At 63.4% G+C, this 17,658-nt stretch carries 13 protein-coding genes; 10 read left to right on the forward strand and 3 right to left on the reverse strand.

Annotation, left to right across the window (positions count from 1 at the left end; translation table 11 throughout):
• Positions 1–163: 163 nt before the first annotated feature.
• The gene (locus GUV69_RS21530; protein WP_164198734.1) at positions 164–1,015 is read left to right on the forward strand and encodes a hypothetical protein; all 852 of its coding nucleotides are present in this window, start codon (positions 164–166) and stop codon (positions 1,013–1,015) included.
• 9 nt (positions 1,016–1,024) lie between these two features.
• Positions 1,025–2,104 carry a 4-hydroxy-3-methylbut-2-enyl diphosphate reductase gene (locus GUV69_RS21535; RefSeq protein ID WP_164198735.1) on the forward strand — a complete coding sequence of 360 codons (1,080 nt, stop codon included), beginning with the start codon at positions 1,025–1,027 and terminating at the stop codon, positions 2,102–2,104.
• A gap of 14 nt (positions 2,105–2,118) precedes the next feature.
• On the opposite strand, the gene GUV69_RS21540 is transcribed toward GUV69_RS21535, so the two are convergent.
• Positions 2,119–3,351 (reverse strand): DNA recombination protein RmuC, encoded by a 1,233-nt coding sequence (locus GUV69_RS21540; protein ID WP_164198736.1) that lies wholly within the window; start codon positions 3,349–3,351, stop codon positions 2,119–2,121.
• A gap of 152 nt (positions 3,352–3,503) precedes the next feature.
• On the opposite strand from GUV69_RS21540, the gene ychF reads away from it, so the two are divergent.
• Positions 3,504–4,589, forward strand: coding sequence for a redox-regulated ATPase YchF (gene ychF / locus GUV69_RS21545; RefSeq protein WP_164198737.1), 1,086 nt, complete (start codon positions 3,504–3,506; stop codon positions 4,587–4,589).
• Between the two features lie 172 nt (positions 4,590–4,761).
• A complete protein-coding gene (locus tag GUV69_RS21550) occupies positions 4,762–5,415 on the forward strand; it encodes an SDR family NAD(P)-dependent oxidoreductase (RefSeq protein ID WP_164198738.1) in 654 nt (217 codons plus the stop codon).
• A 261-nt stretch (positions 5,416–5,676) separates the two neighbouring features.
• Here the strand turns inward: GUV69_RS21550 and GUV69_RS21555 are convergent, their stop codons facing one another.
• A complete protein-coding gene (locus GUV69_RS21555) occupies positions 5,677–6,717 on the reverse strand; it encodes an LLM class flavin-dependent oxidoreductase (protein ID WP_164198739.1) in 1,041 nt (346 codons plus the stop codon).
• Positions 6,718–6,893: 176 nt separating this feature from the next.
• On the opposite strand from GUV69_RS21555, the gene GUV69_RS21560 reads away from it, so the two are divergent.
• From GUV69_RS21560 to GUV69_RS21580, 5 genes are all read left to right on the forward strand, one after another.
• On the forward strand, positions 6,894–8,657 hold the full coding sequence (locus GUV69_RS21560; RefSeq protein ID WP_164198740.1) for an ABC transporter family substrate-binding protein: 1,764 nt from the start codon (positions 6,894–6,896) through the stop codon (positions 8,655–8,657).
• Between the two features lie 276 nt (positions 8,658–8,933).
• The gene (locus GUV69_RS21565) at positions 8,934–10,619 is read left to right on the forward strand and encodes a peptide ABC transporter substrate-binding protein (protein ID WP_164198741.1); all 1,686 of its coding nucleotides are present in this window, start codon (positions 8,934–8,936) and stop codon (positions 10,617–10,619) included.
• A 133-nt stretch (positions 10,620–10,752) separates the two neighbouring features.
• Entirely contained in the window at positions 10,753–11,682 is a 930-nt protein-coding gene (locus GUV69_RS21570; RefSeq protein WP_164198742.1) for an ABC transporter permease, read from the forward strand.
• Entirely contained in the window at positions 11,672–12,622 is a 951-nt protein-coding gene (locus GUV69_RS21575; RefSeq protein WP_164198743.1) for an ABC transporter permease, read from the forward strand. Before GUV69_RS21570 ends, GUV69_RS21575 begins: the two co-directional genes overlap by 11 nt.
• An 11-nt stretch (positions 12,623–12,633) precedes the next feature.
• On the forward strand, positions 12,634–14,349 hold the full coding sequence (locus GUV69_RS21580) for a dipeptide ABC transporter ATP-binding protein (RefSeq protein WP_164198744.1): 1,716 nt from the start codon (positions 12,634–12,636) through the stop codon (positions 14,347–14,349).
• A 73-nt stretch (positions 14,350–14,422) separates the two neighbouring features.
• On the opposite strand, the gene GUV69_RS21585 is transcribed toward GUV69_RS21580, so the two are convergent.
• On the reverse strand, positions 14,423–15,271 hold the full coding sequence (locus GUV69_RS21585) for an SGNH/GDSL hydrolase family protein (protein ID WP_164198745.1): 849 nt from the start codon (positions 15,269–15,271) through the stop codon (positions 14,423–14,425).
• A 275-nt stretch (positions 15,272–15,546) separates the two neighbouring features.
• On the opposite strand from GUV69_RS21585, the gene typA reads away from it, so the two are divergent.
• On the forward strand, positions 15,547–17,475 hold the full coding sequence (gene typA, locus GUV69_RS21590) for a translational GTPase TypA (protein ID WP_164198746.1): 1,929 nt from the start codon (positions 15,547–15,549) through the stop codon (positions 17,473–17,475).
• The last annotated feature ends 183 nt before the right edge of the window (positions 17,476–17,658 follow it).

The raw sequence follows: 17,658 nt of genomic DNA on the forward strand, positions 1-17,658 counted from the left end.
CAGAGGCAAACGTTCAGATAGGGCTGGATGGCGGCTTTCATTCAAGTGAATGGCGGCGGTCATTCAACCTTATCCATAACCTGTACCACCCGGGGCTGACATCCGTTGTCCGGTAACCAGCCCTATGATGGCTTTGCCGACGCCAACCAGTGAGGACCTTTTTTTGCGCACCTTTGTCTCTGCCCTGGCCGCCGTCCTGGGTCTCCTGCTTTCCGCCGTGGCCATTCCGGCGATCTGGGCTGACCGCAATATTGTCCAGGAGGACGGCTTCGTGGCGCTTGCCGCACCGCTGGGGCAGGACGCCGGGTTCCAGCAGCGGCTTGCGGTGGCCACGGTGGGCACCATCGACACCGGTGGCATCCCCGACGCCCTGGCCGGCCTGGTGAGGCCGGTGCTGGAGGCCGCCGCCGGTAAGCTGACAGGCCTGCCCGGGTACCCGGCGGCATGGGAGGAGACGCTCCGTAAGAGCCACCGGCTTAGTTTTGCCGATCCGGCGTCGCTGCCTCCTGAAGCGGATACGTCCTCGTCCCTGACCCTGGACGTGGCACCCCTCGTGGCCTTGGCGACGGAAGAGCTCTCAGGCCAAACGGGACTCCCGCTGGATCCGCCGGAGCAGACGCTGATCAATGTCGGGCAGTCGGACCAGCGCCAGCTGATCGAGCGAGTGACAGCGTACGCTCCGCTGGGGTACCCGCTCGCCGTAGGGGCAGGCATCGCCTTTGCGCTGGCGCTCGTGGCCGCGCGCCGTCGGTGGGCAGTGCTGGTCAGCGTTGGCTTTGGTGCCTTGCTGCTGGCCGCAGTCTGGACCCTAAGCTCCAGCATGGCGCGCGATGCCGTGCTGGGAACAGCAAGCGGAAACGGGATTGCGGACATGTTCAAGGAAGCATTCGTGGCGGCGGCTTCCACCAGCTTCGGATCCTGGATCACGGGCACCCTCGTTGTTGGCGGGTTGCTCCTGGTGGCGGGCTTTGTGACCAGGGTCGCCTCGCCGGGACAGCGACACCCAAACCGGTAGCATGGAGGCATGACTTCCTCTGCAGTTTCCCTTTCGATGCCAACTGTCCCGCGAAGGCGGCGCTCACCTGAGGAAGTACTCGCAGCATCCCCGGTGTCCGGCCCCAAGCGGGTCCTCCTCGCTGCTCCGCGCGGCTACTGCGCAGGCGTGGACAGAGCTGTGATCGCCGTGGAAAAGGCATTGGAACACTATGGCCCGCCCGTCTATGTCCGCAAGCAGATCGTGCATAACGTCCACGTGGTCAGCTCGCTCGAGGCGCAGGGCGCCATCTTTGTGGACGAGACGGATGAGGTACCGGAAGGCGCCCTGGTCATCTTCTCCGCCCACGGTGTATCGCCCGCAGTTGTCCAGTCCGCCGAGGATCGTGGCCTGCGCACCATCGATGCCACCTGCCCCCTGGTGACCAAGGTCCACAAGGAAGCGGTCAGGTTCGCCAAGGACGACTTCGACATCCTGCTGATCGGACACGACGGTCACGAGGAAGTTGAAGGAACCGCCGGCGAGGCGCCGGAACACATCCAGATCATCAACGGCCCCCACGAAGTGGACAAGGTGACCGTCAGGGATCCGGAAAAGGTCATCTGGCTGTCCCAGACAACGCTGAGCGTGGACGAGACCATGGAAACCGTCCGGCTGCTGAAGGAGCGTTTCCCGACGCTCCAGGATCCGCCCAGCGACGACATCTGCTATGCCACCACCAACCGCCAGGTGGCCATCAAGAAGATCTCGCCGCAGGCCGACCTGGTCATTGTTGTGGGCTCAGCCAATTCCTCGAACTCGGTCCGGCTTGTCGAAGTTGCCTTGGAGTACGGTGCCAAGGCGTCCTACCGCGTGGACTTCGCCAACGAAGTGGACGAGGCCTGGTTTGAGGGCGTCGCCACTGTGGGTGTCACATCCGGAGCCTCCGTTCCCGAAGTCCTGGTCACCGACGTCCTGCGCCTGCTGGCCGATTACGGCTATGGTTCGGTGGAAGAAGTTGTGACCGCCGAAGAGGACCTCCTGTTCTCGTTGCCCAAGGAACTCCGGGCAACGCTGAAGGAGGCCGGCGATGTCAGCCGCGCCCTCGGCGGGCGCCGGTCCCGCGACTGACAGGCCGCCCCCCGTCAGGCGGCCTCGTTGTCCTGCTGCAGTTCGGGGGCAGCCAGCGAACGCGGCGTCACCTCGAGCGCTGCGGGGGTCAGCAGTCCTGACTCCTCCATGGCGTTGAGCTTGCGGGCAGTGGGCAGGATCCGTGCCTCGAGCGTGCCCACCATGGAGTTATAGCGGTCCACCGAGGACTTCAGCGACGAACCCAGCTTCCCCACGTTCTCGCCCAGGGTCCCCATGCGTTCGTACAGCTGGCGGGCGAGGTCAAACAGTTCGCGTGCGCTGTCCGTCAGCACATCCTGGCGCCACGTGAAAGCGACCGATTTCAGCACAGCCAACAGCGTGCTTGGCGAGGCCAGCACCACGTTCCGTGAAAGCGCATGGTCCAGGAGCGTCGCATCTGCCATCAGCGCCGCAGCCAGGATGGATTCCGCGGGCAGGAAGCAGATCACCAGCTCGGGGGAGTTGCCGGGAATGTCCCAGTACTTCTTGTTGCTGAGCGCGTCCACGTGGGCACGCAGGGCCTTCGAGTGGGCTGCGAGCAGCGCCTGCCGGGAAACGTTGCTCCTGGCAGCACCCTGACCGTTGAGGCTGGCGTGGTCCGGGCCTGAGGCTGAGCCGAGTTCCTGGGCTTCGAGATAGGAGGACAGGGGAACCTTCGCGTCAACCACCAGCTGCTTCCCGCCCGGCAGCTGGACCACGAGGTCGGGCCGGATGGTTGAGTCGCCGCCGGCACTGTGGACCTGCTCCAGGAAATCGACGTGCTTCAGCATTCCGGACGCTTCGACCACGCGGCGCAGCTGTACCTCGCCCCACTGGCCGCGGGCGCTGTTGGACCGCAGAGCGGATTCAAGGGCATGGGTTGACCGGATCAGCTGGGCATCGGACTGCCGGGCCTCCTGCAGCTGCTGTGCCAGCTGGCCGTACTGCTCGAGGCGGTCGCGCTCCAGCAGCGCCACCTGCTGCTGTACCGCAGTCAGCTTCTCCGCAACCGGAGCGAGGGCACGCAGCACGCTGCCGTCCTGGCTGCGTGACTCACCCAGCTCCCGGTTCTGCGCGCTGAGAAGCCGGCGCTCGGCGTCGGCCGCTGCGAACTGTGCGTTCACCTCCGAAAGGCGGGCAGAGACGGCGTCGAAATCCTCTTCCAACGCATTGCTGCGCCTGCGAAGGATCAGGTAGGTGGCGGCGGCACCGGCGAGGGCGCCAAGCAGCAGCATGAACAGGGCAAGAATCAGGGCAAAAGCATCCATAGCCTCACTGTGGCATGGCCCTCTGACATTTTACGGAAGCGACATATCCGCCGGGTGTTCCGGCGCCCGCCGCAGCCTCCGCTTGGGCATCCGCACACTGCTGGCGGACCTGTTGGGGCCCGGATGCCGCATAACCGGTAGAATCAATGTCCGTGGCTCTTACTATTGGCATCGTCGGACTGCCCAACGTCGGCAAATCAACTCTCTTCAACGCACTGACCCGCAACCAGGTCCTGGCGGCGAACTATCCGTTCGCTACCATCGAACCCAATGTCGGCGTCGTGAACCTGCCGGATCCCCGGCTCCAGAAGCTCGCGGAGATCTTCGGCTCCCAGCGCCTGTTGCCCGCACCGGTGTCCTTCGTGGACATCGCCGGCATCGTGAAGGGCGCGTCCGAAGGCGAGGGCCTGGGCAACAAGTTCCTCGCCAACATCCGCGAGGCCGAGGCCATAGCCCAGGTGGTCCGCGTGTTCGATGACCCCGATGTCATCCACGTGGACGGCAAGGTGGATCCCCGCTCGGACATGGAGACCATCAACACCGAGCTGATCCTGGCTGACCTCCAGACCATCGAAAACGCCATTCCCCGGATCGAAAAAGAAGTCAAGATCAAGAAACGGGAAGCCGCCGAGCTGGCAGCCATCAAGGCAGCCCAGGCGGTCCTGGAACGCGGCGACACCATTTTCTCCTCGATCAAGAGCGACAAGCTGGAGATGGAGCACCTCAAGGAGCTCAGCCTCCTGACCGCCAAGCCGTTCATCTACGTCTTCAACGCTGACGAAGGCATCCTGGGCAGCCCGGAGAAGCAGGACGAACTGCGGGCACTGGTCGCCCCGGCGGACGCTATCTTCCTCGACGCAAAGCTTGAGTCCGACCTCGTGGAGCTGGATGAGGAAGAGGCCCGCGAGATGCTGGAAATGAACGGCCAGGATGAGTCCGGCCTCGACCAGCTGGCCCGCGTGGGCTTCCACACGCTGGGCCTGCAGACCTACCTCACGGCAGGTCCCAAGGAAACCCGTGCCTGGACCATCCACCAGGGCGACACCGCACCGCAGGCCGCCGGCGTGATCCACTCCGACTTCCAGCGCGGTTTCATCAAGGCCGAAGTGGTTTCCTTCAATGACCTCATCGAGGCCGGCTCCATGGCTGAAGCCAAGTCCCGGGGCAAGGTCCGGATTGAAGGCAAGGAATATGTGATGGCCGACGGCGATGTGGTGGAGTTTAGATTTAATGTATAGCTTCTGACCTGTTGATCTCTTTGGCGCAGGGCAAGAAGTGCGCAAGGACAGGTTACGGACGGCTTGAGGTTTTCGATGCGGAGAACTCCGGGCAGAGGAGTACCGCATCCGTCCAGCCTCTGGAAACCGAGCCGCGCGGGGTTGCCTGCAGCGCGTGACCTAGGATCTACCCATGATGACTCTTCAGGGTGCGGTTGTTCTGGTGGTCGGCGCCACTGGCGGACTCGGTTCGCGCATCGCCGCTCAACTGGAGAGCGCCGGCGCTATCGTCGCCCGTTCGTCAAAGTCTGCTGGGTACGATCTGCGCGAACCCTCCGTGATCCGGGAAGTCCTGGAAGCCACAAATGCGCAGCACGGACGCCTCGACGGGCTGGTCGTGGCGTCCGGGGTCGTCGCCTTCGGCGCCGCATCTGATCTCGAACCCGCCACGGTGGACGAACTCTTCGCTGTGAACACGATCAGTCCGATCCAGCTCATTACCCAGAGCCAGCCCTACCTCGCGGCCTCGGCACGTGAGGGTCGGGAGCCTTTTGTGGTCACACTGAGCGGCGTTGTTGCCGAGGCACCCGTGGCTGGTCTGGCGGCCTACTCGGCGTCGAAGGCTGGGCTTGCGTCCTTCGTCGTCGCAGCGGCGCGGGAGTATCGCCGCGCGGGCATCCGAATCCTGGACGCCCGCCCAGGTCACACTGGTACCGCGCTCTCCGAGCATCCGATCGCCGGGTCAGCGCCGCGATTCGGAGCGGGGCTGGATCCGGACGTGGTTGCAGCGCGGATTATCACCGCGATCGTCGATGGCGAGAAGGATCTACCCAGCACGGCCTTCTAGGCTCGGCCAAGGTCCTGTCATTGAGCGCTAACGAAGCTAATGGATCCCGAAGTGGGTTCATTGCGGACGGCAGGGGAGTCGAAGCCACCTTGCCCTGCGTCGGAACCGACTCGAAGCGGCTGGCGGATCTGAGCCCGGCAGTGAGGAACTGGTCACGGAGTAACTGCAGAGGTTGTTCCGTGGCGGAACGTGGTGGAGCTCCGCTTCAACGTCAAGTCCCGTCTTCTAAAATCGCGTCTCGGCTCGGCCGGGGCGCGGTTTTCAACCCGCCGGGGTCCACCCCAGGGCAGGGCCCAATGTGGTGGCGATGTCGCTGAGGATCTGGACGTAGTCATCGTGGTCGAAGCTGAAGGGCAGCGCGAACGCTACTTCGTCGACCTCCTGGAACCCTGCGTGTGCGTAGAGCAGTTCTGCGATCTGCTCGCTGGTGCCGATGAGATCAGGGGCGAAGAGCATCCTTTTGGGCCCCTGCGGCGCGCGGGTGCGGGGCGTGCGCTCATCGACGTATCGCTGGTACTTTTCCCGCTGTGTCGCTGACGCCGAATCAGTGGGGATCACCACCAGGCCCTGAGAGACCCGGGCTCCTCCGTTCCCTTGTGCTGAGGCGGCCGCAGCTGCACGGTAGGCGCGGATCTGGGACTGCTGGATGGCGGCAAACGCCGGTTCCTGATTGGCTTCCGGAAAGATCACACTGCTGGAGAGCAGATTGAATCCGTTCGCCCCTGCCCAAATAGCCGATTTATAGCTCGCTGCCCCGTACCAGAGCCGATCGCGCAGGCCGGGGGAATGCGGCTCGACGCGGTTGGAGAATTCTTCGACGACACCTTGCTTTCCGGAAAACTCCCGGACCCGTTCCCCGGCAATTAAACGGGCCAGCCGATCCACCCGTGCGTAGCTGAAGTCCTCCAGCTCTGCGGAGTCCGGGTACAACTCGTGCTTGACCGCGTCATAGTGCATAGGTTCGCCCACGCTCAGCCCCGGATTGATGCGTCCGCCGGCAAGCAGATCCACAGTGGCCAGATCCTCCGCGAGCCGCAATGGGTTTTCCCAGCCCATCGGGGTCACGGCTGTTCCAAGCTCTATCCGGGACGTGCGCTGGCTGGCTGCGGCCATAACCGCAACGGGGGAGGAGATTCCGAACTGCAGGTGGCGGTGGCGCAGCCAGGCGCTGTCGAATCCGAGCCGCTCGCCCAGTTCGATGACCTGCAGCGTCGACTCGTGCCCCGCGGCCGGATCCGCCGGATCAAACAGGCCAATGGTGAGGAATCCAAGCTTGCGTAACGGCTGTGAAGAGTGGGGCATTGGCTTCCCTCAGGGATCGGCGAACGGATGATCCTCATGATATGCGGGGCCGGAGCCTGCTCCTTGGAAGCATCCCGGAACCACTAGAATTCAAGGAAAACAAGGAGATTCAACGTCGTGCGCGTATTTGGGGTAGGTTCCGCCGGTCTGGTTCCGGAAATGGCAAAGGAGACGGCATGCCGCTGAGGCGACTGATTCAGCTCATCACCGGGGCGGCTGCGGCGGCCCTGGTCATCTCAGGATGCTCCGGCGGCGGCGGAGCGGCGCCGGTTGCAGTCGGGGAAACCAAGCGCGGTGGGAGCGCAACGGTGGCCGAGGTGAACGCCTTCACCTCCTTCAACCCGTTCAGTGCCGCCGGCAACACGGACATCAACACAAAGATCGGCCACATCACCCATTCGGGGTTCTACTACGTGGACAACACCGAACAGGTGATCCGCAATGAGAAGTTCGGCCGTATCGAAAAGGTTTCCGACAGGCCGCTGAAGGTTAAATACACCGTTAACGAGGGTGTGAAATGGTCTGACGGCGAAGCAATCGACACAGGGGACCTCCTCCTCGCCTGGGCTGCCGGTTCAGGCTACTTCGACGACGCCGACGCCCGGGCGGGCACCGGCACAAAGTATTTCTCCGCCGCTTCTGACACGTCCGGCCTCGCCGCGACCGGCCTCCCGGAGACCGGAAGTGACGGCCGTTCCATCACCCTCGAGTACGCCGCCCCGTACGCGGACTGGGAAGTGGCGTTCGACGTCGGACTCCCGGCCCACGTGGTGGCCACCAAAAGCGGCCTCAACGACGAAGATGACCTCATTGAGCTGATTCAGGATTCGCCGCGCGGCGACGCCGACGAACCTGCAGTCAACGCCCCGCTGAAGCGCGTCAGCGATTTCTGGAACTCCGGCTTCGACACGAAGACCCTGCCTCAGGACCCGGCCATGTATCTCTCCAGCGGCCCGTACATTGTCAGGGACATCGTGCCGGACACCTCGATCAGGATGGTCCGGAACAGGGACTACGTCTGGGGAGCCGAGCCATACCTTGACGAGGTCACTGTCCAGTTCACCGGGGACGTCCCGGCAGCAGCCGCAGCGCTAAGCGCAGGCCGGGCGGACATCATTGCCCCGCAGCCGTCCGCCGCTGCCGAGGGCCTCTTCGAGCAACTGGCCACCCAGGGCAATACTGTGGAGCAGTACAGCCAGTCAGGATACGACCATCTCGATCTGAAGTTCTCCGGCCCGTTCGCTGACAAGGCCGTTCGCGAAGCCTTCCTTAAGACAGTTCCACGGCAGGAGATCGCAGAAGACGCGGTGGGGGAACCGGCAACGGACGTGAAACCGTTGGACTCGCACGTCTTCCTGCCGTCGCATCCCAAGTACGCGGAGACGGTGAAAGACAACGGTTCCGCGAAATATGCAGAAGTGGATATCCAGGGGGCCCGGTCTCAGCTGCGCGGTGCTGCCCCTACCATCCGGGTCCTGTACAACAGGGACAATCCGAACCGTGCGCGGGCCTTTTCGCTTATCCGGGACTCGGCGCGCCTTGCGGGCTTCACCGTAGAAGACGCGGGTCTTGGCAATGCGGACTGGGCGGCGGCGCTCAGCGCCGGGTCCTACGATGCTGCCATCCTCGGCTGGGTCGGCCCCAGCGTCGGCGTCAGCCGCGTCCCGCAGATCTTCAAAACCGGCGGCGGCAGCAACTTCAACGCGTTTTCCGACGCCGAGGCTGACAATGCCATGGAGCAGCTGGCCGGCACGCCGGACCTGGCAAAACAGGACGAACTGATGGCTGACATCGACAAACGGGTGTGGGAGAGCGCCTACGGCCTGCCGCTTTACCAGACCACAGGAGCGGTCGCGTTCAGCCCCCGCGTCGCCGGAATCAAGCCCAGTTCAGGTCCTCTCGGTGTGTGGTGGAATGTGTGGGAGTGGCGCCTTAAATAGGGCTTTGACAGGCCGGGGAAACGCCCATGAAACATGGCCGGAAGCTCGATTTCGCCGTGCTCCTACTAGCGAGTAGCATGTGACTTGCGCAACTTCCGGGTTCAGGCTAGTTACTGACGATTAACTGATTACGGTTTGGCAACGGTGTACCAGTATTTGGACTTTGTGCGGCTAGGCTACTCGTATATGCGCTGCGTCACAGTCTGAACCTGTGACGGGCGTACCGGGGGGCAAACGACTTCCCCGGAACTTCTCCCACAACTCATAGGAGGCGGAATGCGTTTCACGCGCACTTCCAAAGCACTCGGCATGGTGGCGATCGCTGCCCTTGCCCTGACCGGCTGCGGCGCTGGAGGCGGCAGCAATGACGGTGCCAGCGAATCAGCAGGTGACCCCAATAAGGTCATCACCGCGTACAGCAACGAACCGCAGCACCCGTTGCTGCCGGCCAACACCAATGAGGTGTACGGCGGCCGCGTTGTTGAACTCCTGTTCGAGGGCCTGACCAGCTACGACCCCAGCGGCAAGTCGGTCAACGCGCTGGCTGAGTCCATCGAATCCCCCGATGGCCAGAACTACACCATCAAGGTCAAGAGCGGGACCAAGTTCACCAACGGTGAGGAAGTCACCGCCAAGAGCTTCGTGGACGCCTGGAACTTTGCTGCACTCAGCACCAACGCACAGGGCAACAGCAGCTTCTTCGATTCGGTCGAAGGCTACGCCGATGTCAGCGCCACCACTAAGAGCACCGGTGCCGACGGCAAGGAAGTTGAGACCCCCGCGCCCACCGCCCAGACCCTGTCCGGCCTGGTGCTGAAGGACGACACAACCATCGAGGTCAAGCTGAGCCAGCCGGAGGCCGACTGGCCCCTGCGCCTGGGTTACTCCGCCTTTATGCCGCTGCCCTCCGCAGCACTGGCGGATCCCAAGGCTTACGGCGAAAACCCCGTGGGCAACGGCCCGTACAAGATGGCCAAAGAAGGCGCATGGCAGCACGACAGCCAGATCGAACTGGTCAAGAACGCTGATTACAAGGGCACCCGCGAGGCCAAGAACGGCGGCGTGACCTTCAAGTTCTACACCGATCCTGCCCCGGCTTACACGGACATCCAGGCCAACAACCTTGACGTCACGGATGTGCTGCCCACCAACGCGCTGCAGACCTACACCACGGACTTTCCGGATAACCACCTGAACAAGCCGTACGCAGGCAACTCCACGCTGAACATCCCGTCCTACCTGCCGGAGTTCACCGGTGAAGCCGGCAAGCTGCGCCGCCAGGCCATCTCCATGGCGATCAACCGCGACGAGATCACCAAGGTCATCTTCAACGGCACCCGCATCCCGGCCAAGGACTTCACCTCCCCGGCTGTGGATGGCTACAACGACAACGTTGAAGGCTCCGAGGTCCTGAAGTTCGATGCTGCCAAGGCCAAGGAAGCATGGGCCAAGGCAGACGCCATCAGCCCGTGGCCGGCCGACAAGACCCTTCAGCTGGCGTACAACACCGATGGCGGCAACAAAGAATGGATCGACGCCGTTGCCAACAACCTGAAGAACAACCTGGGTATCAAGGCTGAGGGCCAGGCATTCGCCAAGTTCGCCGAAATCCTCAACCTGCGCACTGCCAAGACCCTCCCCGGCTTCACCCGTGCAGGCTGGCAGGCCGACTACCCCTCGCTGTACAACTTCCTGGGCCCGCTCCTGAAGACCGGCGCCAGCGCCAACTACGAGGAATACTCGAACCCCGAGTTCGACAAGCTCCTCAACGAAGGCCTGGCCGCCAAGTCCACGGACGACGCCAACGCCAAGTTCACCGAGGCACAGGAAATCCTGTTCCAGGATCTCCCCAACCTGCCGCTCTGGTACTCCGCACGGCAGGCGGTCTGGAGCCAGAACGTCACCAACGTGGACTCCGGCTGGAACGGTGTTCTGCAGTACTACAACATCACCGCCAAGTAGTCCTCTGAACCCGTCCAACTCAAAAAGCTAATGGGGGTCCGGCCTATGGGCCGGGCCCCCATAGCATTGACACCGGCAGGAAGCTGTTCGCAATGATTCCGTTCCATCACCTATCCGCCGCCGAGGACCTGCTGTGATCCAGTACATCCTCCGTCGCCTGTTGCAGGTCATCCCCGTGTTCCTGGGGACCACGCTGCTCGTCTACTTCATGGTCTTTGCCCTTCCCGGCGACCCCGTCCGCGCGCTCTTCGGCGACCGGCCTCCCAGCGAAGCCGTTATTGCGGCGATACGCCAGCAATATAACCTCGACCAGCCTTTCTACATCCAGTACGCGCTGTTCCTGAAGAACCTCTTCACTTTCAATCTGGGCGTCGACTTCACCGGCCAGCCCATCGCTGCGACCCTTGGCCGGATCTTTCCCGTGACAGCCATGCTGGCGGTGGAAGCCCTCATCATCCAGGCCGTCTTCGGAATCGCCTTCGGCCTGGTTGCCGGCCTCCGTAAGGGCAAGATCTTCGATGCCACTGTGCTGGTGGCCTCGCTCGTGGTTATCGCCATCCCCACATTCGTCCTTGGTTTTGTCCTGCAGCTGTTGGTGGGCGTCCAGCTGGGCTGGGCCAAGCCGACCGTCGGGGCGAACGCAGACTGGGGAAACCTGATCCTCCCGGCCACGGTGCTGGGGCTGGTTTCCTTCGCCTACGTCCTCCGCCTGACCCGCGCTTCCGTCATCGAAAACATGAATGCCGACTACGTCCGGACAGCCACAGCCAAAGGCCTGTCCCGTCCGCGTGTGGTGATCACCCACATTCTGCGCAACTCGATGATTCCGGTTGTCACGTACCTGGGAGCCAACCTCGGCGGACTGATGGGCGGCGCGATCGTCACGGAGTTCATCTTCAATGTGCCCGGTGTTGGCCAGAAGCTCTACCAGGCCATCATCCGCAGCGAAGGCCCCACCATCGTGGCAATTGTGAGTGTCCTGGTACTCGTTTTTGTGATCGCCAACCTGTTGGTCGATCTGCTCTATGCCTGGCTTGACCCGAGGATCCGCTATGAAAAGTAACCGCGCAATCGAACATTTTGTCGCCCCGGTAGAGGAAACCCCGCTCCTGGCGACCGATGCTGTCAAGACGGACGAAGCACCGCTGAGCCTGTGGGCCGACGCGTGGCGGAAGCTCCGCCGTCGTCCGCTGTTTATCATTTCCTCCATCATGATCGTCCTGTTGATCATCGTGGCGGCATTCCCGGGCCTGTTCACGCAGGTGGAGCCCAACAACGGCTGCCAGCTGGCCAATTCCAACGGCGCACCGTCTGCGGGCCACCCGCTGGGATTCACCTTCCAGGGCTGTGACATCTACTCCCGCATGATCCACGGAACCCAGGCGTCCATCACGGTTGGCGTCCTGTCCGTCCTGTGTGTGCTGATCATTGGTGTGACCCTTGGTGCACTGGCCGGATTCTACGGCGGCTGGGTTGACGCCGTGATTGCCCGCCTTGGTGATATCTTCTTCGCCCTCCCGCTCATTCTTGGTGCGCTGGTCATCACGCAGCTCCCGATCTTCCGGGAAAACCGTGGCGTCCTGACGGTTGTGATGGTGATCGTTGTGCTCGGCTGGCCGCAAATGGCCCGCATCACCCGCGGCGCAGTGATCGAAGTACGGAACGCGGATTTCGTGATGGCAGCCCGTTCGCTGGGTGTCTCATCGATCGGATCCCTGGTCCGGCACGTCCTGCCCAACGCACTGGCACCCATCATCGTCCTGGCCACCATGGAGCTCGGTGTGTTCATCGTGGCCGAAGCCACCCTGTCCTTCCTGGGGATCGGGCTGCCCGGCAGCATCATGTCCTGGGGAAATGACATTGCCGCGGCCCAGACCTCGATCCGCACCAACCCGACGATCCTGCTCTACCCTGCTGCCGCCCTGTCCGTTACAGTCTTGAGCTTCATCATGCTGGGGGATGCCCTGCGCGATGCTCTTGACCCGAAGAGCCGACAGCGATGAAGGATGCATACATGACAACGTCTGACGTCAGTTTCAACGAGGCAGGAGCACCTGCCGACCGGCCATTGCTTGAGATCAGGGACCTCGCCATCACCTTTGACACCAGCGGCGGTGAGGTCAAGGCGGTGCGCAACGCACACCTCACCATCATGCCAGGCGAAACGGTGGCAATTGTGGGTGAGTCCGGTTCGGGCAAATCCACAACAGCCCTGGCGGCCATCGGCCTCCTTCCCGGCAATGGCCGGGTATCCGGCGGGCAGATCCTGCTCGACGGCGAAGACATCTCCAATGCCTCCGAGAAGCGGATGATCGAGCTTCGCGGCAACACCATCGGCATGGTCCCGCAGGATCCGATGTCCAACCTGAACCCCGTGTGGAAAATCGGATATCAGGTCAAGGAAACGCTGAGGGCCAACGGCCAGCCCAGCGGTCCCGAGGACATTGCCAAGGTGCTGGCTCAGGCCGGCCTGCCGGATGCCCACCGTCGCGCCAAGCAGTATCCCCACGAGTTCTCCGGCGGCATGCGTCAGCGCGCCCTGATCGCCATCGGCCTGTCCTGCCAGCCGAGGCTGCTCATCGCCGACGAGCCCACATCCGCACTGGACGTGACGGTGCAGCGGCAGATCCTCGATCACCTGGAGAGCATGACCGCCGAACTGGGAACATCCGTTCTCCTGATCACGCACGATCTTGGCCTCGCGGCCGAACGTGCCGACAAGGTGGTGGTGATGTACCGCGGCCAGGTGGTTGAGGCGGGACCGTCACTGGAACTCCTGCGCAACCCGCGCCACCCGTACACCCAGCGGTTGGTGTCCTCGGCGCCGTCCCTGGCTTCCCGCCGCATCCAGGTGGCGAAGGACCTCGGCATCGAAACGGACGAGCTCCTTGCCCCCACTGAAGCCGTCGTGGAGAAAGACCTGCCGGACGAGGTCCTGCAGATCCAGGACCTGACAAAGGTCTTCAAACTCCGGTCCGGAGTGGGACGGGCAACGGATTTCACTGCCGTGGACAAGGTCTCCTTCAGCGTCAAGCGGGGAACCACCACGGCGATTGTGGGGGAGTCCGGTTCGGGCAAGTCCACGGTTGCCCAGATGGTGCTGAACCTTCTGCCTCCCACATCCGGCAAGATCATTTTCGACGGCGTGGACACGTCCACGCTGAACAGGAAAGAGATCTTCGCCTTCCGGCGCCGTGTACAGCCGATTTTCCAGGATCCGTACGGCTCGCTGGACCCGATGTACAACATCTTCCGGACCATCGAAGAGCCCCTGCGCACCCATAAGGTGGGAAACAAGGCGAGCCGGGAGAAGAAGGTCCGGGAACTGCTCGACCAGGTGGCGCTGCCGCAATCCACAATGCGGCGGTATCCCAATGAACTTTCCGGCGGCCAGCGCCAGCGCGTCGCCATTGCGCGGGCCCTGGCACTGGACCCGGAAGTGATCATCTGCGACGAAGCCGTTTCTGCCCTTGACGTGCTGGTCCAGGCCCAGGTGCTGAACCTGCTTGCGGACCTGCAGTCGAACCTTGGCCTTACCTATCTCTTTATTACCCACGACCTGGCGGTGGTCCGGCAGATCGCGGACCATGTCTGTGTCATGGAAAAGGGAAAGCTGGTTGAGACCGGTTCCACGGATGACGTTTTTGATTCCCCGCAGCAGGACTACACCAAGGCACTGCTCAACGCTATTCCCGGTGCCCGCCTGATGCTGCCGCCCGAGGTGGCCTGACAGGACCGGGTTCTGGCACCGGTTAAACAGAGGATGGAGCCAAACCCTGCGGGGTTCCGGCTCCATCCTCCATTTAAGGAACCGGCACGAGCTGCAATTGCCGAAGCCGGGACCCGAGCAGTTCGCCCAGGGTTTTGCGGCCGGCGGAGTCCATGTGGACGGAGTCTGCCAGGTTCCTGGCGAGATTGTATGTAGTCAGCCAGTCGCCGACGCCGACGAACGGGATGCCTTGCCTGGCGGCGACGGTACCAATCAGTGCATCCACCTGGGTCCTGCGCCCGCCGCCATGGCTGGCTCCCCGCGCCAGTGTTCCGATCATGGCGAACCTCGCGCCCGGATACCGCTCCTTCAGCACGCCGATCAGGCGCTCGGCGTTGGCCACGATCTGTGCGTCCGTCGCCCCGCGGGCGGCATCGTTGCCGCCGCCCTGGATGACAATCAGCGCAGGTGTCCCGTAGGGCAGCTTCCAGTCACCCCGGAGGAGCGCATCAAGATAATTCCCGGTCTTGCCGTTGTCGGCCACATACCCGGTTCCGCCGAGCCCGCAGAAGTGGACTTTGTAGCCCACGGAGGCAAGGCCGAGCCGGGGCCACCCGTCAGCGGGTTCGGATTGGGAATCACCGATCAGGAGGGCGGTATGGCGCATGTCCGGCACGATCACTTCGTCCCGGCCGCTGGCCGGGTTCCGAAAAACAGAACCTGCCGCCAGGAGCTCCGGATCCGTCCCCGGAGATATGGACCGCCCTGGCGCGCCACCGGCCGCCCCGGGCCCGGCCACAACAGCCGGCGCCCCGGCCCCGGGCGCGGCAGCCTGGATGGTGGACGACGCTGGTGGCGCAGGTGGCTGCCCGCAGCCGGTGAGGAGGACGCCTGCGGCGATTCCCGATGCGACTAAGCAGGACAGAGCCGAGGCTTTTCGCATCAGTAGTTCTCCGGGCTTGAAGTGTCACAGCCATGATGCTGCATCAGCCCAGGAAAATCCAGTGACTTTGATCACAGGAAATCGGTGTCGCAGCCGGTACGCCACGTCGGTCCGACGCAACGTCCGACCGGATGGCTGTACGATTTTTAGGCGCTTTTAGATGGCAGCGATTAGACTAATGGAAGGCGCCCTGTGTTAATGGGCCAATCCGTCGTGGACTCCGGTTGGACATGCGGCGATACGTACAGCTTACCCACTGAATCGAGCAATAACGCATGTCTGAAACCACCACCAACACTGCGGTAGCCACTGCATCGCGCAGTGACCTGCGCAACGTCGCGATCGTGGCCCACGTTGACCACGGCAAGACCACCCTGGTCGACGCCATGCTCAAGCAGACCAACTCCTTTGCCGAACACAACCACCTCGAAGACCGTGTGATGGACTCCGGTGACCTGGAGCGCGAAAAGGGCATCACCATCCTGGCCAAGAACACCACGGTGGCCTACAACGGACCGTCCTCCAACGGCGAGACAATCACCATCAACGTCATCGACACCCCCGGCCACGCCGACTTCGGTGGCGAGGTGGAGCGCGGCCTGTCCATGGTTGACGGCGTTGTGCTGCTCGTTGATGCTTCGGAGGGCCCGCTGCCCCAGACCCGCTTCGTGCTGCGCAAGGCCCTGGCCGCGCACCTGCCGGTCATCCTCCTGGTGAACAAGACGGACCGTCCCGATGCGCGCATCGAGGAAGTTGTCCACGAGTCCATGGACCTGCTCCTGGGCCTCGCCTCGGACCTTGCTGACGAAGTTCCGGACCTTGACCTGGACAAGATCCTCGAAGTTCCCGTCGTTTACGCCGCCGCCAAGGTGGGCCGCGCGTCCCTGGACCAGCCCGCCGACGGCTCCGCTCCGGAAAACGAGGACCTTGAGCCGCTGTTCAAGACCATCATCGAGCACATCCCGGCCCCGACGTACAACCCGAACGGCGTGCTGCAGGCACACGTGACGAACCTTGACGCCTCGCCGTTCCTGGGCCGTCTCGCCCTGCTGCGCATCTACAACGGCACCCTGCGCAAGGGCCAGACCGTTGCCTGGGCCCGCGCCAATGGCGAGCTCAAGAACGTCAAGATCACCGAACTGCTGGCCACCAAGGCCCTGGACCGCGTTCCGGCCGAGTCCGCCGGTCCCGGCGAGATCGTCGCCGTCGCCGGCATCGAGGAAATCACCATCGGTGAGACCCTCACCGACGTCGACAACCCGCAGCCGCTGCCGCTGATCACCGTGGACGATCCCGCGATCTCCATGACCATCGGTATCAACACCTCCCCGCTGGCCGGCAAGGTCAAGGGCGCCAAGGTCACGGCCCGCCAGGTGAAGGACCGCCTGGACAAGGAACTGATCGGTAACGTCTCCCTCAAAGTCCTGCCCACCGAGCGTCCTGACGCCTGGGAGGTCCAGGGCCGTGGTGAGCTCGCGCTGGCCATCCTCGTGGAGCAGATGCGCCGCGAAGGCTTCGAACTGACCGTCGGCAAGCCCCAGGTGGTCACCAAGACCATCGACGGCAAGATCCACGAGCCGATGGAGCACATGACCATCGACGTGCCCGAAGAGTACCTCGGCGCTGTCACCCAGCTGATGGCAGCCCGCAAGGGCCGCATGACCAACATGGCCAACCATGGCACTGGCTGGTGCCGGATGGAATTCATCGTCCCGGCCCGTGGCCTGATCGGTTTCCGCACCAAGTTCCTCACGGACACCCGCGGCGCCGGTATCGCGGCATCCATCGCCGAGGGCTACGAGCCCTGGGCCGGCCCGATCGAATACCGTACCAACGGTTCGATGATCGCGGACCGTGCCGGTGTGGTGACGCCGTTCGCCATGATCAACCTGCAGGAACGTGGCTCGTTCTTCGTCAAGCCCACCTCCGAGGTCTACGAGGGCATGATCGTCGGCGAGAACTCCCGTGCTGACGACATGGACGTGAACATCACCAAGGAAAAGAAGCTCACCAACATGCGTGCCGCTTCCTCGGACACCTTCGAGAACCTGACGCCGCCGCGCGACCTGACCCTCGAAGAATCCCTCGAGTTCGCCCGCGAAGACGAGTGCGTCGAGGTGACCCCGGAGTCCATCCGTATCCGCAAGCTCATCCTGGACACCAACGAGCGTGCAAAGGCCAACCGCGCCCGCGCCAAGGTCTAACCGCCCGGAGTTTCCCAAGAATGCCACCGGCACCTCGCCGGTGGCATTCTTGCGTTCCGGCTGCGCGCTGAAGCCTGGTTCCGATGCGCAGGAACGCTCCCGGCGCGCTCATGCCGGGCGTCGTGGCACTCACGGGTTGCCCACATAGCAGCCCCCATTGCTGCGTCCGGGCCTTGGCGGACG

Source organism: [Micrococcus luteus] ATCC 49442 (assembly GCF_010367585.1).
GTDB lineage: Bacteria > Actinomycetota > Actinomycetes > Actinomycetales > Micrococcaceae > Arthrobacter > Arthrobacter luteus_A.

What these genes read in the sequence shown, in the direction of transcription:
- GUV69_RS21555 (WP_164198739.1), bottom strand. Translation starts at nt 6,717, where the DNA reads ATGCCCCACTCTTCACAGCCGTTACGCAAGCTTGGATTCCTCACCATT.
- GUV69_RS21560 (WP_164198740.1), top strand. Translation starts at nt 6,894, where the DNA reads ATGCCGCTGAGGCGACTGATTCAGCTCATCACCGGGGCGGCTGCGGCG.
- GUV69_RS21535 (WP_164198735.1), top strand. Translation starts at nt 1,025, where the DNA reads ATGACTTCCTCTGCAGTTTCCCTTTCGATGCCAACTGTCCCGCGAAGG.
- GUV69_RS21575 (WP_164198743.1), top strand. Translation starts at nt 11,672, where the DNA reads ATGAAAAGTAACCGCGCAATCGAACATTTTGTCGCCCCGGTAGAGGAA.
- GUV69_RS21580 (WP_164198744.1), top strand. Translation starts at nt 12,634, where the DNA reads ATGACAACGTCTGACGTCAGTTTCAACGAGGCAGGAGCACCTGCCGAC.
- GUV69_RS21585 (WP_164198745.1), bottom strand. Translation starts at nt 15,271, where the DNA reads ATGCGAAAAGCCTCGGCTCTGTCCTGCTTAGTCGCATCGGGAATCGCC.
- GUV69_RS21565 (WP_164198741.1), top strand. Translation starts at nt 8,934, where the DNA reads ATGCGTTTCACGCGCACTTCCAAAGCACTCGGCATGGTGGCGATCGCT.
- GUV69_RS21550 (WP_164198738.1), top strand. Translation starts at nt 4,762, where the DNA reads ATGATGACTCTTCAGGGTGCGGTTGTTCTGGTGGTCGGCGCCACTGGC.
- typA (WP_164198746.1), top strand. Translation starts at nt 15,547, where the DNA reads ATGTCTGAAACCACCACCAACACTGCGGTAGCCACTGCATCGCGCAGT.
- GUV69_RS21540 (WP_164198736.1), bottom strand. Translation starts at nt 3,351, where the DNA reads ATGGATGCTTTTGCCCTGATTCTTGCCCTGTTCATGCTGCTGCTTGGC.